The organism is Acidovorax sp. Root568, assembly GCF_001427445.1.
In the GTDB taxonomy this organism is placed as follows: Bacteria; Pseudomonadota; Gammaproteobacteria; order Burkholderiales; family Burkholderiaceae_C; genus Acidovorax; species Acidovorax delafieldii.
The window spans coordinates 638,947-653,572 of record NZ_LMGP01000001.1 but is presented as its reverse complement, the minus strand read 5'-3'; the positions used below and the strand labels follow the sequence as shown (position 1 = coordinate 653,572).

General features: G+C 68.2%; 12 protein-coding genes. 7 read left to right on the top strand and 5 right to left on the bottom strand.

Annotation, left to right across the window (positions count from 1 at the left end):
* Positions 1 to 112 precede the first annotated feature (112 nt).
* Complete coding sequence (locus ASD75_RS02965; RefSeq protein ID WP_056742966.1) at positions 113 to 2,134, bottom strand: adenylate/guanylate cyclase domain-containing protein; 2,022 nt, start codon at positions 2,132 to 2,134, stop codon at positions 113 to 115.
* Positions 2,106 to 5,675 (bottom strand): TonB-dependent receptor domain-containing protein, encoded by a 3,570-nt coding sequence (locus tag ASD75_RS02960; RefSeq protein ID WP_056742964.1) that lies wholly within the window; start codon positions 5,673 to 5,675, stop codon positions 2,106 to 2,108. Before ASD75_RS02960 ends, ASD75_RS02965 begins: the two co-directional genes overlap by 29 nt.
* Before the next feature lie 291 nt (positions 5,676 to 5,966).
* Here ASD75_RS02960 and ASD75_RS02955 point away from each other — a divergent pair, with 291 nt between their 5' ends.
* On the top strand, positions 5,967 to 6,842 hold the full coding sequence (locus ASD75_RS02955; protein WP_056742962.1) for a gamma-glutamyl-gamma-aminobutyrate hydrolase family protein: 876 nt from the start codon (positions 5,967 to 5,969) through the stop codon (positions 6,840 to 6,842).
* Between the two features lie 9 nt (positions 6,843 to 6,851).
* Here the strand turns inward: ASD75_RS02955 and ASD75_RS02950 are convergent, their stop codons facing one another.
* Entirely contained in the window at positions 6,852 to 7,775 is a 924-nt protein-coding gene (locus ASD75_RS02950) for a LysR family transcriptional regulator (RefSeq protein WP_056743245.1), read from the bottom strand.
* Positions 7,776 to 7,851: 76 nt separating this feature from the next.
* Here ASD75_RS02950 and ASD75_RS02945 point away from each other — a divergent pair, with 76 nt between their 5' ends.
* The 4 genes from ASD75_RS02945 (at position 7,852) to ASD75_RS02930 (ending at position 11,583) form a co-directional block, all read left to right on the top strand.
* On the top strand, positions 7,852 to 8,202 hold the full coding sequence (locus tag ASD75_RS02945; protein ID WP_056742960.1) for a protocatechuate 4,5-dioxygenase subunit alpha: 351 nt from the start codon (positions 7,852 to 7,854) through the stop codon (positions 8,200 to 8,202).
* Between the two features lie 119 nt (positions 8,203 to 8,321).
* Positions 8,322 to 9,167: a class III extradiol dioxygenase family protein gene (locus ASD75_RS02940; protein ID WP_056742958.1), complete on the top strand. Its 846-nt coding sequence runs from the start codon at positions 8,322 to 8,324 to the stop codon at positions 9,165 to 9,167.
* Between the two features lie 136 nt (positions 9,168 to 9,303).
* Entirely contained in the window at positions 9,304 to 10,578 is a 1,275-nt protein-coding gene (locus ASD75_RS02935; RefSeq protein ID WP_056742956.1) for a putative DNA modification/repair radical SAM protein, read from the top strand.
* Positions 10,579 to 10,593: 15 nt separating this feature from the next.
* Entirely contained in the window at positions 10,594 to 11,583 is a 990-nt protein-coding gene (locus ASD75_RS02930; RefSeq protein ID WP_235511526.1) for a TIGR03915 family putative DNA repair protein, read from the top strand.
* On the opposite strand, the gene ASD75_RS02925 is transcribed toward ASD75_RS02930, so the two are convergent.
* Complete coding sequence (locus ASD75_RS02925) at positions 11,477 to 12,478, bottom strand: pyridoxamine 5'-phosphate oxidase family protein (protein ID WP_056742954.1); 1,002 nt, start codon at positions 12,476 to 12,478, stop codon at positions 11,477 to 11,479. The genes ASD75_RS02930 and ASD75_RS02925 overlap by 107 nt on opposite strands.
* Entirely contained in the window at positions 12,475 to 13,116 is a 642-nt protein-coding gene (locus ASD75_RS02920; protein ID WP_056742952.1) for a glutathione S-transferase family protein, read from the bottom strand. Before ASD75_RS02920 ends, ASD75_RS02925 begins: the two co-directional genes overlap by 4 nt.
* A gap of 117 nt (positions 13,117 to 13,233) precedes the next feature.
* On the opposite strand from ASD75_RS02920, the gene ASD75_RS02915 reads away from it, so the two are divergent.
* Together ASD75_RS02915 and ASD75_RS02910 are read left to right on the top strand one after the other, a co-directional pair.
* Complete coding sequence (locus ASD75_RS02915) at positions 13,234 to 14,172, top strand: LysR family transcriptional regulator (RefSeq protein ID WP_056742950.1); 939 nt, start codon at positions 13,234 to 13,236, stop codon at positions 14,170 to 14,172.
* An 85-nt stretch (positions 14,173 to 14,257) separates the two neighbouring features.
* Entirely contained in the window at positions 14,258 to 14,584 is a 327-nt protein-coding gene (locus ASD75_RS02910; protein ID WP_056742947.1) for a hypothetical protein, read from the top strand.
* The last annotated feature ends 42 nt before the right edge of the window (positions 14,585 to 14,626 follow it).

The following is a 14,626-nucleotide window of genomic DNA, read 5'->3' as shown; positions in this document are numbered from 1 at the left end:
GATGAAGTTGCGAAGTCCCCATCATGGCACCTGCATCCATATCCCCGGTGAATACATGTCAAAGGATGTAGAGAGCCTGGGGACGATGTCGCGGGGGATGGTCCACAGGCTCTTACAGTTTGTCGAGCGCCACGGCGGCCTGCCAGGGCGCATCGGCAGGCAACGCCCGCGCTTCATTCACACGCGCCAGCAGGCGGGTAGCGGCCGGGTCTCCGGGCAGCCGCTCCAGCACCGTTGCCAGCTGTGCCTCGGCCCCGGGCCAGTCGCGTGCATGGAAGGCGTTCAACGCGGCCAGGCTGGCATCGCGCACCGCAGCATCCTCACATGGCGTGAATACGCGCACGGGCTCGGTCTTGCCCTTGACGATCACATCGTCCAGCGCGCGCAACGCCGCCGTCGGCGGCAGCTGCGCTGCGGTGGCGGCCGACAGCAGGATGCCGGTGCCAAACGCCTTGTTGGCGCCCTCCAGCCGCGCGGCCAGGTTCACCGCGTCGCCAATGGCCGTGTACGAAAAGCGCTGGTCCGAGCCCACATTGCCCACCACCACACGCCCCGTGTGCAGCCCGATCCGCATGTGGATGGGCGGCAGTCCGCGCGCGCGCAGGTCGGCCACCAGCGCCTGCATGGCCTGCTGCATGGCGATGGCGGCGGCCACGGCGTGTTCGGCATGCCGCGGGTCGTCCAGCGGCGCACCCCAGAAGGCCATCACCGCGTCGCCAATGAACTTGTCCACGGTGCCGCCCGTGGCGTGCACGATCGGCGTCATGGCGTTGAAGTAGCCGGTGAGCACCTCCACCGTCTGCTCGGCACTGAGCTGCTCGGACAGCGTGGTGAAGTTGGCCAGGTCGGTGAACATGAGCGTGACCTCGCGCGCCTCGCCACCCAGGCGCATCAGCTCGGGCTGCGCAATGAGGCGCGAGACCACGGCGGGCGGCACGTACTGCGCAAACATCGCCCGCGTCTGGCGCGCGCGCTGGCGCACCACGGCATAGCCCACCAGCGCAGCCGCCCCATAAATGGCGACTGCCGCCGCCGCAGGCAACAGCGGCGGCCACCACAGGCGCGGGCCGGCAAACAGCCCCCACGACACGGCTCCCATGGCCACCACCAGCGCCGCCGTCAGCGCCGCCGCGCCCGCCGGGTGCAGCCGCCGGCTCGCCCCCAAAAGCACCGGCAGCAGCAGCACGGTGATCACCAGGGTCCACGCGTCCGACACGCTGCGCAGCCCGCCGCCGGTGAGGTAGTTGTCCAGCAGCGTGGCCTGCAGCTCCACCCCCGGGAAAAGCCGCTCACCGCCCGCCGTGCCAAACGGCGAGTTGAACAGGTCGGCCTGCGAGTGCGCCAGCTCGGTGGCGGTGCGCGCCGAGCGCCCCACTAGCACGATCTTGCCCTTGAAGAAACCTGCAGGCAGCAGCCCCGGCTCCAGCGCCTGGTAGTACGAGCGCGTGTCAAACGTGCCGCGCGGGCCCCGGTAGCCGATCCAGTCGAAATGGTGCAGCGCCGGGGTCTGGCCGCGCGCCTCTGTCACGCGCTGGGCCAGCCGTAGCGCAAAGCCTTCGCGCGCGACGGGGGCGCGGCGCACCACGAAGTCGTCGTCCGGCTCGACCCCGGCATCGCCCGCATCAGCGCCAGCGTCCAGAAACCGCTGCAGCGGCTGGATGTCCATCCACAGCGCGGCATTGGCGCTGTCGATCTTCTCGCGGGTGGAGGCCAGCACCACGGGCAAGCCCTGCCCCACCTGGGCCATCGTGCGGTCCAGAGCGGCGTCTTCGGCCTCGGTGGTGGGGTCGGCAAAAACAATATCCAGCCCCACGGCCAGGGCGCCGTCTGCGCGCAGCCGCTCCAGCAGGGCCGCATGCACGCTGCGCGGAAACGGCCAGGTCTGCTGCAGCTCCTGAAACGTCGGCTCGTCGATCGCAAGAATCACCACCGGCACGGGCGTGCGGTGGGGGGCCGCCAGCGCCGTCAGCACGTCAAAGGTCTTGAACTCCAGCGCATGCCAGGTGCGGCTGAGCGTGGCGGCCCCCACCAGCAGCAGCGCCAGCACCCCCGCCGCCAGCGAGAGCCACCGCTGGCGCTGCCGGGCGTGCGGCACCGCCGCCCGATCAGAAGCGATAGCGCGCATCCAGGACATAGCGGGTCTTTTGCCGGTCGGACTTGGGCGCCCACAGGTTCATGGCCGCAACGCCCACCACCCAGCGTTTGTCCTGCGTTTCCCAGAAGCCCATCAGGTCCACGCCCCAGCCCGGCGCACGGCGCGTGAGGTTCTCCTTGTCCTCAAACCGCTCCGAGCGGTACACCGCGCGCGCGCTCAGGTACAGGCGCTGCGCGCTGGCCCAGGTGGCACCCAGCGCCACGGTATGGCGCGGGATATAGGGAATGCGCCCCACCACCTCGGCACCTCCGTCGAGCATGCGGCTTTCACTGTGCTGGTACAGGTACTTGGCGTAGCCCGACCAGCGGCGGCTGAACATGTGGTTGACCGTGCCACCCAAGGTCTGCAGCGTGCCGCGCTCAAAACTCGGCGTGTCCTCCAGCAGGTCACTGGTGGACAGGTTGACCAGCTGCGCGTTGCGCATCTCTTCGAGGAACGGCAGGCTGGGCGTGCGCAGGTCCACACCAATCGTGCCGGGGTTGTTCACCCGCAGGTGGTCGGCCCGCAGACCCACGAAGGTGTTGGCGCCCACCTCCATGCCCAGCTGTGCCACTGTGCGTTTGTGGCGCCCTCCAGCCTCCACCAGGCGGTCTTCGACAGGGATGCCCCCGGTCTCCACGCTGGCAAGGGTGGAGACGCTGAGAGGCCGCAGCCAGTCCTGATAGGCCACGCGCAGCGTGGCGCCCGCAGCAGGCTGCCACACCGCGCCCAGGCGCGGCGTGACCACGCGCTCGGTGTCCGCGCGGCGGGCCTGGTCTTCGCTCAGGGCATCCAGCCCCACCAGGTAGCTCTGCGTGAGGCCGTCCACGCGGTGGCGGATTTGCTGCAGCCCCAGGGCTGCGTCCAGGCTCAGCGCCGGGTCCAGGCGTTGCGTGGTGGCTAGGGTGAGGCCGGTGTAACGGCGGTCAATGCGGTTGTAGCCTGCCAGGACGAGGTAGTCGCGGTACAGGCCCACGTTTGGAATGTCAGCCACCACGGCGGCCTCGCCCGCCAGCAGGTTGTTCTGGCGCTCGCGCACATGCTCCAGCGTCACGCTCCAGCGGCTGCCGGGGGTGGTGTCCACGGTGTGGCGCAGCTGAATGTCGCTGAAGTCCTTGCGCGGGGCGCTGCTCACGCCCATGACGGTCAGGAACGGTGGCTCGATGTAGGCCGTGGGGTAGCGCAGCAATTGCAGGTTGTCCACGCTGCGGCCCAGCTTGATCCAGGTTTGCTCCGTCGGCCCCCACCGGTAGGCCATGCCCAGGGCGCCCTGGGTGACGGTGTCGTCCAGCGAAGTCTCCTGCACGTTCTGGCCGCGCAGGCGCATGCTGAACTGGTTGGCGTAGGCAAACAGGTTGATGCGCTCGGTGGGCTGCATGCCCACCCCAGCGGTGATGGCATGGGCACGCAGGTCTCCCTCGCCCGCGCGCATGGCAGGAAGGCGGTTGACCTGCAGGTCGAACGGATAGGCACTCACATCCGCCGTCTGCGCCTTGAAGAACCAGGACACCGGCACATGGCTGTTGTCCAGGCCATTGAGCGTGACCGCTGGCGCACGCATCCGGTAGAACTCGCGGTCCAGCGTCACACCCACCGATCCGTGGCTGCCGGGCTGCTGCAGCAGGGGCGAATAACGCTGGCTGCCCCCAAACGCCATGGGGTCGGTCAGAAAGCCCTGGAACAGCGCCGAGTTCTTGTTGAATTCGCCCGCATAGCGGTCTGCCATGAACAGGTGGCTGCCGCCCCAGTAGGGGTAGAAGCTCTGCTGCGCCATCTCCAGCGCCCAGTCTTCCATGCCAAAGAACGCCAGCGATGACCCCAGGTTCGCACTGCCCTTCTGGTCGTTGGCCACCTGGTTGAGCGACTTGAGATATGGCATGCGCGCTACGGCGGCGCGCGCAGCCTCCACCGCTTCGCCGGGCTGGAACAGATCGGTGTGGATCTGCGCCAGCAGCATGTAGGGCACAGGGTCCTTGTCGTCCAGCACGGTCGCCTGCTGCAAGGTGGTCAGCGCATCCTGATGGCGGCCCAGCTGGTAGTAGGCCACGGCAGTCCAGGTCTTGGCGCGGGCATAGCGCGGCTCCATCACGCCCGCTCGCAAGAACGCATCCAGCGCGGCGTCTGGCTGCCCTTGCTTGAGGTGCAGCAGCCCCTGGCCGGTGAGCGCGACGTAGTCTGCCGGGTTGTCACCCAGCGCGGTGGCAAACGCCTGACCCGCTTCGGTGAACTGGTTCACAAAGGTTTCCAGAGTCCCTAACTCGCCCCAGGCACCGGGCGATTGCGGCGACAGCTGCAACGCGCGACGCAGGTTCTCGCGGGCGGGGCGCGGGTCTTCGCGCTCGGCATGCGCGCTGCCCAGGCCTTGCCAGGCGCGTGCATCGCCTGGCGCCAAAGTCTGGGCCTCGGCATAGGCGGCCAGCGTGCCAGGCGCATCGCCCCGGCGCCGGGCCAGCTCGGCGCGCACCAGCGCCAGGTCGGCGTGGGCCGTGCCTTGCGCGGGGGCCAGGGTGGCAGCCGCTTCGTCCACCCGGTCGCTCAGGATCTGCACGCGCGCCAGTTGCGCCACCAGCGCCGGGTGGGCGGGCCAGCGCTGGAGCGCCGTGCGCAGCGTCCCGGCCGCTGCAGCCCCTTCCCCCTCCATCAGCTGTACGTCGGACTGCATGAGCCACGCGGGCAGCGGCACGGCGTCCACCGCAGCCACTTGCCGCGCCAGCGACCCGCGTGCGGCCAGCAGGTCGCCCGCCTGCAGGGCCACGGCCGCATCAAACACATCCACCCATGCAGGCGCTGCGGCAGTGCGCGCCTGCGCCAGCGCGGCACGGGCTGCCGCGAGGTCGCGCGCCGCCAGGGCATCCCGCACGGGCGCCAGCGCTGCAGGCACAGGCTCGGCCGACAGGTGGGGCACCGGGTCGGCCCGCAGCGCGTTGACCCACTGGATACGGTCTCGCGGCTGGCTCAGCACCAGCTTGACCGGGGCCTTGCCCACTTCGGCCAGCGCCGCTTCGTTGGCGCCCACCGACACCGAGCCCTGCGCGTTGGAAAACTCCACCGTGCCCGACAGCACGGTGATCAGCGTGCGGCCATCGTCCTCCACACTGATGTCCCAATCGGTGCCACGGATCGCAGCGGTCGCGGCCGGTGTCTCCAGGTTCAGGCGGCTGCCGTCGGCGCGTTTGGTCTGCGTCCACGCACGGCCAGCGTTGAGCAGCAAGGTGGTCACGGGCTGTGCCGGGGTGGCCACGCCCTTGACCTGCAGCACCGTGTTCTGGTGCAGTCGCAGCTGGGTGTCGTCCGCGAACAGCAGCGCCATCTTGGCGGCCTGGCGTGTGCGCACAAAGTCGCCCTGGGCCAGCGCCTGGGCCAGTCGGGCAGGGCCCCAGTCGGCTGCGGAGGCGGCACGCTGGTCACCTGTGCCTTGCAGGCTGATGATCTCGGCCGCCGCACCGGCGGGCACGGTGGCCTGTGCCACCAGCGGGCAGGCGGCAGCTGTCGCGGCCACCAACGCAGCCAGGGCGGACCAACGGAATTTTGGATGGGACATTTTTCTGCTTTCGGGGAAGGCGTGCATCGCGCCACCGGGCGCCCCTCCCTGGCACCGGGTGAGCTGAAATTATGGCGATCAGCCCCCCAGATTTCGCCCGCGCCCCGTCGACATGCGGACACATTTCATGAAGAAAGCCACATTTCGTTGCAGGTTGTGACGCTTTAGACCCCCATCGACCCGTGGCCGCAGCGCGCGGCTCCGCACGGCCCTTTCCTACAGACGCCACAGGGGGTGCGGTGCTACAACTGCAGGAATCACACGCACAAGCGCTGCCCGGAGCTTTCCCCCATGCCTGCTGCCCCCCGCCTCAAGATTGGCCTGTCCGCCTGCTTTCAACACGCCGACCCTGCACGCCCGCTGTTCACGGGCAAGACGCTGCAGTACGTCGAACAGTCCATCGCCCACTGGCTCATGTCGGCGGGTGCCATGGTGGTGATGGTGCCCTGCCCCACGGGCGAGACCGCGCGCGGCGACGTCACGCTGGACCACTACGCCGAATGGCTGGACGGCATCGTGATGCACGGCGGCGCCGACGTGTGGCCGGGCAACTATGGCGAGGAGCCCCTGCGCGAGGAGTGGGTGGGCGACCGCGTGCGCGACCTGTACGACCTGGCCGTGGTGAAGGCCTTTGCCAAGGTGGGCAAGCCCATCTTTGGCGTGTGCCGGGGCCTGCAACTGATCAACGTGGCCTTTGGCGGCGCGCTGTACCAGGACATCGAGACCCAGCACCCCGGTGCGCAGCAGCACCGCAACGCCAGCACCTACGACCAGCACTTTCACGACATCCACATCCTGCCCGACTCGCACCTGGCCAAGCTGTACCCCAACATGCCGCGCGCGCGGGTCAATAGCATCCACCACCAGGGCATCAAACGCGTGGCGCCCGAGTTTGTGGTCGAGGCCCTGAGCGAGCCCGACGGCGTGCCCGAGGCGATTCGCCTCAAGCCCGCGCCAGGGCGCGGCTACATCGCCGCCACGCAATGGCACCCGGAGTTCCACAAGCAGGGTTCGGACACGCTGGACGACACGGCCATCCTGAATGACTTTCTGGCGGCCTGCGAACAGGCCAAGGCCCACCCACGGCCGGTGCTGCGCCCCGTGCCTTCGTTGCGGGAACGGGCGGCGCGGCGGCTGCGCAAGGCGCTGTCACGGCAGCGCGACTGACCCTGCGGGTCAGGCTCCTTCCACAGGCAACACAGCAGCCAGTACCTCTTGCAGCTGCGCCCGCAGCCAGCGGTGTGCCGCGTCTTGCTGGTAGCGCACATGCCAGATCAGGTACATGGGCAGACTGGGGCAGGCCACGGGCACCGGCACGCCCGCCAGCGCGGCCAACGCGGTGCGCCCCATCAGCGACGGCGCTGTAGTGAGCAGCGAGGTGCCCCGCACAAACACGGGCAGCGCGGCAAAGCCCGGCACGCGCACCACCAGGCGGCGGCGCACGCCACGTGCTTCCAGTTGCCGGTCCAGTTCCAGCCCCCGGTGCGCCTCGTAAGCCACCGTGGCGTGGTCCGCCGCCAGGTACTCCGCCTCTGAGGCCGGAGCGCTGCGCACGGCCGGGTCATAGAACACGCGGTATTGGTCTTCAAACAGACGCTTCTGCACGATGTCGGTGCCCTCGGGCGGGCGGGGGCTGATGACCAGTTGGCACGCGTCAGACCGCAGCAGCACGGCGCTGGGCGCGCCGCTAGGCACGATGCGCAGCGTGACGCCCGGTGCGGCAGTGCGCAGGCGCGCGGCCAGCGCGGGCAAAAGCAGGTCGCGCTGAAAGTCGTTGGCGGCGATGGTCAGCTCGGTCTGCCAGGCGCTCGGGTCAAACTCGGCCCCTTGGGCAAACAACTGCATCTGGTGCAGCATGTCGCGCGCGGGCTGGGCCAGGGCCTCGGCGCGTGCGGTAGGTACGATGCCGCGCCCGCGCTTCACAAACAACGGGTCGCCGGTGATGGCGCGCAGCTTGTCGAGCAAGTGGCTCACCGCCGACTGGGTGACGCCCAGGCGCTCGGCCGCCGCCGTGATGCTGCCCGTCTCCAGCACCGCCAGCAGCAGCTTCAGCAGGTGCCCGTCCAGCTGTGATCCATCGAATTTGCTCATGCATTCGATGATCTTCGGCCCCTTCATCTTTGGCAATGCCGTCGCGACACTGCGGGCTGACTTACATCAAGCCCCGGAGACTTCCATGCCTTCCAAACTGCCCCCGATTCCCGGCACCACGCCGTTCGATGGCGACCAGGCCCGCAAGGGCTATGCGCTGAACAAGATGTGCTTCTCGTTCAACAACGAGGCCAACCGCAAGGCCTTTGTGGCCGACGAAGAGGCGTACATGAAGCAATACCGCCTGAACGAGCAGCAGGCCGCCGCCATCCGCGCCAAGAACGTGCTGCAGCTGATTGCCGCAGGCGGCAACGCCTACTACCTGGCCAAGTTTGCGGGCATCTTTAAGCTGGACATGCAGGACATCGGCGCGCAGCAGACGGGCATGACCAAAGACGCATTCAAGGCCATGCTCGTGGCCGCAGGAAAAGACTGAGCCCCCACGCTCCCCACTGCGTGTGGTTCGCTGCCCCCCAGGGGGGCCTCAGGCGGCTTGGGGCGGCCCGGCGCCGCCTGAACAACACACGCCACAACAACCTTCATCAGGAAAACGAAATGGCACAACTCATCGGCGGCCTCGGCACTTCGCACATCCCGGCCATTGGCAACGCCATCCACAAGGGCCTGCAAAACGATCCGTACTGGAAGCCCTTCTTCGACGGCTTTCCGCCCATCCGCCAGTGGCTGGGCGAGAAGCAGCCCGACGTGGTGGTGATGTTCTACAACGACCACGGCCTGAACTTCTTTCTCGACAAGATGCCCACCTTTGCCGTGGGCGCAGCGGCGCAATACCACAACGCCGACGAAGGCTGGGGCATCCCCACGTTGCCGCCCTTCCCGGGCGAGGTGGACTTGTCGTGGCACCTCATCAACACGCTGATCGACCAGGAGTTTGACGTGACCACCTGCCAGGAGATGCTGGTGGACCACGCCTGCACGCTGCCGCTCAAGCTCTTCTGGCCCGAGGGCGATTGCCCCGTGACGGTGGTGCCAGTGTGTATCAACACCGTGCAGTTCCCGCTGCCATCGGCCAAGCGCTGCTACGCGCTGGGCAAAGCCGTGGGCCAGGCGATCCAGAGCTGGGACAGCAACAAGAAGGTGGCGGTGATCGCCTCGGGCGGCCTCAGCCACCAGCTCGACGGCGAGCGTGCGGGCTTTATCAACAAGGCGTTTGACCTGCAGTTCATCGAGAGCCTGACCAGCAACCCCGAATGGGCCACGCAGTTCAGCGTGCACGAGTTGGTGGAAAAAACCGGCACCCAGGGCGTGGAACTGCTGATGTGGCTGGCCATGCGCGGGGCGCTGTCCACCGCCAGCGCGGGGGTGCGGCGGGTGCACAGCAACTATCACATCCCCATTTCGAACACGGCCACGGCGGTGATGGCCCTCGAAACGGTGTAGTCCAGCAATTTTTAGATGATTTTGGCTGCAAGCGCATGATTTTCATGCGTTTGCAGCTATCAAATCAGGAGCACATTGCCGCTATCGCTTGACCCCAGGCTGGCGTCAGACAATCAAAATACTGTAAATTCATCCAGTGAATTTACAGTCCAAACTCGCCATCCTGGCCGACGCCGCCAAGTACGACGCCTCGTGTGCATCGAGCGGTGCTGCGCCGCGCGACTCGGTGGGCGGGCGCGGCATGGGGTCCACCGAGGGCATGGGCATCTGCCACAGCTATGCGCCGGACGGGCGCTGCATCTCGCTGCTCAAGATTCTGCTCACCAACTTCTGCCAGTACGACTGCCTGTACTGCGTGAACCGTGTCACCAGCAACGTGTCCCGCGCGCGCTTCACGGTCGATGAGGTGGTGCGGCTCACGCTGGACTTCTACCGCCGCAATTGCATCGAGGGGCTGTTCCTGTCCAGCGGCATCATCCAGAGCCCCGACTACACCATGGAGCAGGTGGTGGAGGTGGCCCGCGTGCTGCGCGAGGAGCACGACTTTCGCGGCTACATCCACTTGAAAACCATTCCCGACGCATCGCCCGAGCTGATGCAGCGCGCTGGCCGCTATGCCGACCGCCTGTCCATCAACATCGAGCTGCCCACGGCCGAGGGCCTGAAGGCGCTGGCCCCTGAGAAAAACAGCGCCGCCATCGACCGGTCCATGGCCCGCATGGCCGTGCACATTGGCGAATCCCGCGCCGCGCGCAAGGAGCAGGCTGCACAGCCCATCGTGTCCATGCCGCAGTCGCGCACCACACGCCGCGCCAGCGTGCCGCACTTCGCGCCCGGCGGGCAGAGTACGCAGATGATCGTGGGGGCCGATACCACCAGCGACCGCACCATCCTCGCCACCAGCGCGCGGCTGTATGGCGCGCACCAGCTGCGGCGCGTGTACTACTCAGCCTTCAGCCCCATCCCCGACGCCGCCCACGCCCTGCCGCTGGCCGCGCCACCCACGGTGCGCGAGCACCGGCTGTACCAGGCCGACTGGCTGATGCGCTTTTATGGCTTCACCCACGACGAGATCGTGCCGACATCTCAGCAGGGCATGCTGGCGCTGGACATGGACCCCAAGCTGGCCTGGGCGCTGGCGCACCGCGAGCGCTTTCCGGTCAACCTCAACACTGCCCCGCGCGAACTGCTGCTGCGCGTGCCCGGGTTTGGTGTGCAGACGGTGGACCGCCTGCTGGCCGCGCGCCGCGTGCGCCGCCTGCGGCATGCGGACCTGGCGCGGCTGCATGTGCCGCTCAGGAAAGTGCTGCCCTTTGTGGAGGCGGCCGACTACCGCCCCGGCCGTGCGCTGGACGCTGCCGACCTCGCCGCGCAGTTGACGCCGCCGCCGGTGCAGCGCAGCCTGTTCTGAGCTGGAGAGGCCCGCATGCAGCGCCACACCATCACGCTGGACCACGCCACCGACTGGCCCGGTTTTCGCCAAGCGGCACGCGCCCTGGTGCAAGCCAACGTGCCTCCTCAGGCTGTGGACTGGCGCTGCCAGGCGGATGCCGCTGAAGACCTGTTCGCACCCGAGCCTGCAGCCAGCGACACCTGGCCCAGCGCAGCCCCCGATGCGCCGCCGCTGCGCGTACCGCCCGACTTTGTGCACCTGTGCGAGCAGCTCATCCTGCACCGCGACCCGGGCCGCTTTGCGCTGATGTACCGCCTGCTGTGGCGCATGGCGCAGGGCGGCCATGAAGCCGACAGCGCGCGGCACGACCCGCTGGACGCCGACCGCATGTTGGCCCACCACATGGTCCGCAGCGTGCGGCGGGACATCCACAAGATGCACGCCTTTGTGCGCTTCCGGCCCGTGGTGGAACCCGACGGACAGACTCTGCACATGGCCTGGTTCGAGCCCGACCACTACATCACCGTGGCCAACGCGGGCTTCTTCATCCGCCGCTTCACACAGATGCGCTGGGCCATCCTCACCCCCGACGCCAGCGTGCGCTGGGACGGCCAGCAGCTGCACACCGGCCCCGGCGCGCAGCGCAGCGACGCGCCACCACCCGACGCAGGCGAGGCGCTTTGGCTCACCTACTACCGCCACATCTTCAACCCCGCGCGGCACAAGCTCAACATGATGAAAAAGGAGATGCCTACGCGCTACTGGCACAACCTGCCCGAGGCCGCGCTCATCACCGAGCTGGCGCAGACAGCACACGAGCGCAGCGCCAAGATGGTGGAGGCCGAGGCCACCGTGCCGCGCAGGCGCATCGCGGGGACAACAACACCCCGTGCGCGGCCCGCTGGTGGTGCGCCACTCAGTCCAGCGCCGCCTCGCGCATCACCCGGAACTGAGGGGCCGACACCGGCGGTGTCCAGCGCCACGGCAGCACCTGCGGCCGCCACAGGGCGCGCAGCACCGTGAGGCGTAGCACACGCTGTGCACCGGGCCAGGCAGCACGCGCTGCGCGGTCCCACAGCACCTCGGCCTGTACGGCAATGTGCAGCAAACCGCCCTCTTCATAGTCCACCACCAGCAGGCCTGCCAGCGGGTGCAGCGCAAGGTTGCCCAGGGTGTTGAAGAACTGGTTGCCAGGGTAGTCCGGCAGGCTCAGCACCACGCCGGCCTCCGTGTGCGCCACCTGCACAAAGCCCGGCTCACCGCCCCGGTGCGATACATCCACGCCTTCGCTGTGCCCGGCACCAGGGCGTGGCGCCGAGGCACTGGCAATGAACAGGGTGTCGGCACGCTGCACGCGCGCGATGGCGTCGGCGTCCAGTCCGGCCCCCAGCCACTGCACCGGGCCCTGAGCGACCAGCGCAGCGCGCAGGCCTGGCTGCCGCGCCTGGATGTATTTGGGGCAGTTGCCAAAGCTCTGCACCACCTGCACGCCCAGGCCGGTATCGCCAAACGTTGCCACCCGCCCGTTCATGCGGTTGCGCCGCCGCGTGTGCGGCTCCAGCCCCAGCACGCCCACGGCCGCACCTGGCGCCAGGTGTGCGAGCACCGGGTCCTTGGAATCCGGCGCGGTCGCGATCTGCATGCGCTGCGCATCGGGGGTGTGCACAAACCCGGGCGGTCCGGCAAGCATCGTGGCCCACGGCTGGCCTTGTTCATCCAACGTCCCCAGCAGCAAGGTGGGCAGCTTTTCAAACAGCTCGCGGTGCTGGTCGGGCATGTGGTCGCGCAACACCATGGCACCCACGGCCGCCATGCGCTCGCGCACGCCCACGCGCGCCTGCAAGGCCTGCTCACCGGGGTGGAATGCCTCGGGCGGCACCGGCACCCCAACCGATGCAGCGGGCACGGTGGCTGTCATGCCGTCACCTGCTCGGCAGCGGGCAGCTGGTCGGCCAGCACCGGATAGCCCGGCAAGGCCTGCATGCGCGCCACCCAGGCCGCAATGCGCGGGTAGGCATCCAGCGGCAGCCCTGCCAGGTGGGCCTGCGAGGTGTAGCTGACCATGGCCACATCGGCCAGGCTGGGCGCTGAGCCCCCGAGCAACCAGGCCCGCCCCTGCAGTTCGTCCTCCATGAAGGCGAGCAGGCGCTTGCCGGTGGCCTGCGCCACCTCGTTCACGGCACGGCCCGTCAACGTCGCAAAGCGCGGCCCCCCAATGCCCGGCGCCAGAAAGCCCGCCGCCAGGCTGAACCAGCGCTGCAGCTGCGCCTGCCCCACGGCGTCTTGTGGCAGCCAGGCACTGCCGGGGGCGTAGCGCTGCACCAGATACACCAGGATGCCATTGCTGTCGCTCAGCACCTGGCCCGCGTCCACCAGCACGGGCACCTGGCCCAGCGGGTTGAGTGCCAGAAACTCCGCGCGCTGGTGTTCGCCGCGCAGCAGATTCACATCAATCAGTTCATAGGGCAAGCCGAGCAGGGACAGCATCAGCTCCACGCGATGGCAATGGCCCGAGATGGGCATGCGGTACAGCTGGAGTGGGGTGGAGGGGAACATGGTGAAGCCTCGTCGGTGGGTGAGTGAAAAGATGCCTCGACGATATCTATTGCAAGCTGCGATGTGAATAGCCAATCGCCGCTTTTCATAATTGCGGCATCCGCAATAATGGGTTGCATGGACTATCTCGACACCCTGCGCTGTTTTTTGGCCGTAGCGGACGCTGGCGGCTTTGCCGTGGCGGGGCGGCGGCTGGGCTGCTCCGCCACGGCCGTCACGCGCGCCATTGCGGCGCTGGAGGCGCGGCTGGGTGTGCTGCTGTTCCAGCGCAGCACGCGCATGGTGCGGCTGACCGAGGCGGGCGAGCGCTTCTTGCACGACTGCCGCCCCCTCCTGAACGACCTGCACGAGGCCGAGCAGGCCGCCAGCGGTGCACAGGCCGAGGCCCAGGGGCTGCTGTCCATCACGGCACCGCAGATGTTCGGCATCCAGCACGTGGCGCCCATCGTGCAGGGCTTTTTGCAGGCCCAGCCGCGCGTGCAGGTGCGCACGCTGTTCGTCAACCGCCTGGTGCACTTGCTCGATGAAGGCATGGACGTGGCCATCCGCATCGCGCACCTGCCTGACTCCGGCCTCACTGCCGTGCAGGTGGGTGCGCTGCGCCGCCTGGTGGTGGCGTCTCCCGCCTACCTGGCGCAACACGGCAAGCCACGCCACCCGGCCGACCTGAGCAGCCACCGGGCCATCGGCTTCGCCTTTGACGCACGCACGCCAGCGCCCTGGAAGTTTCGCGATGGCGCCACCGGCCAGCCGCAATTCACCTGGATCAGCAACAGCAACGAGGTGGACATTGCCGCCGCAGAGGCAGGCATCGGCCTGACCCGCTGCCTCGCCTACCAGGCCGCAGCCAGCCTGCGCGCAGGGCGCTTGCGCATCGTGCTGGCCGACCACGAACTGCCACCCGTGCCCGTGCACATCGTGTACCCCGCAGGCCGGCGGGCCCCGGCGAAAGTGCGCGCCTTTGTGGAATGGGCACGCGAACGCTTGACCAAGGAGCCGGTGCTGAACGGGCGCGGTCTGGGGCGCGGTAACGCCTTGTTGCCAATGACTTCGTAACCTGTCATCGCAACGCCTCCGAGCGCCGTTGCATAGCTAAGTCCGACGCTGTGTCGGGCGGTTATCCGATCTGAAAGGATTTCTCATGAACAAGCTCCTCGCTGCCCTGCTCGCCGGTTTCTTTGTGACCGCATCGTTTGCCCAAGCCCCTGCGGCCCCCGCAACGCCAGCAACCCCCGCGAAGGCCGCGGCGCCTGCGACCCCTGCCACATCGGCCATGCCTGCCACCCCAGCGACTCCAGCCACGCCCGCCACACCAGCGGTCAAAGCCGAAGCCAAGCCCGCAGTAACGCCAACCGCCACCGCGTCTGCCCCTGCAGAAAAGAAGACAGAGAAGAAGGCGAAGGCCAAGAAGACCAAGGCAACGGCAGAGAAAAAAGCCGACGCTGCCAAGCCTGAAGCAGCCAAGTAATTCACAACGCTTCACCGAACAAAAAAGCCCGCAATGCGGGCT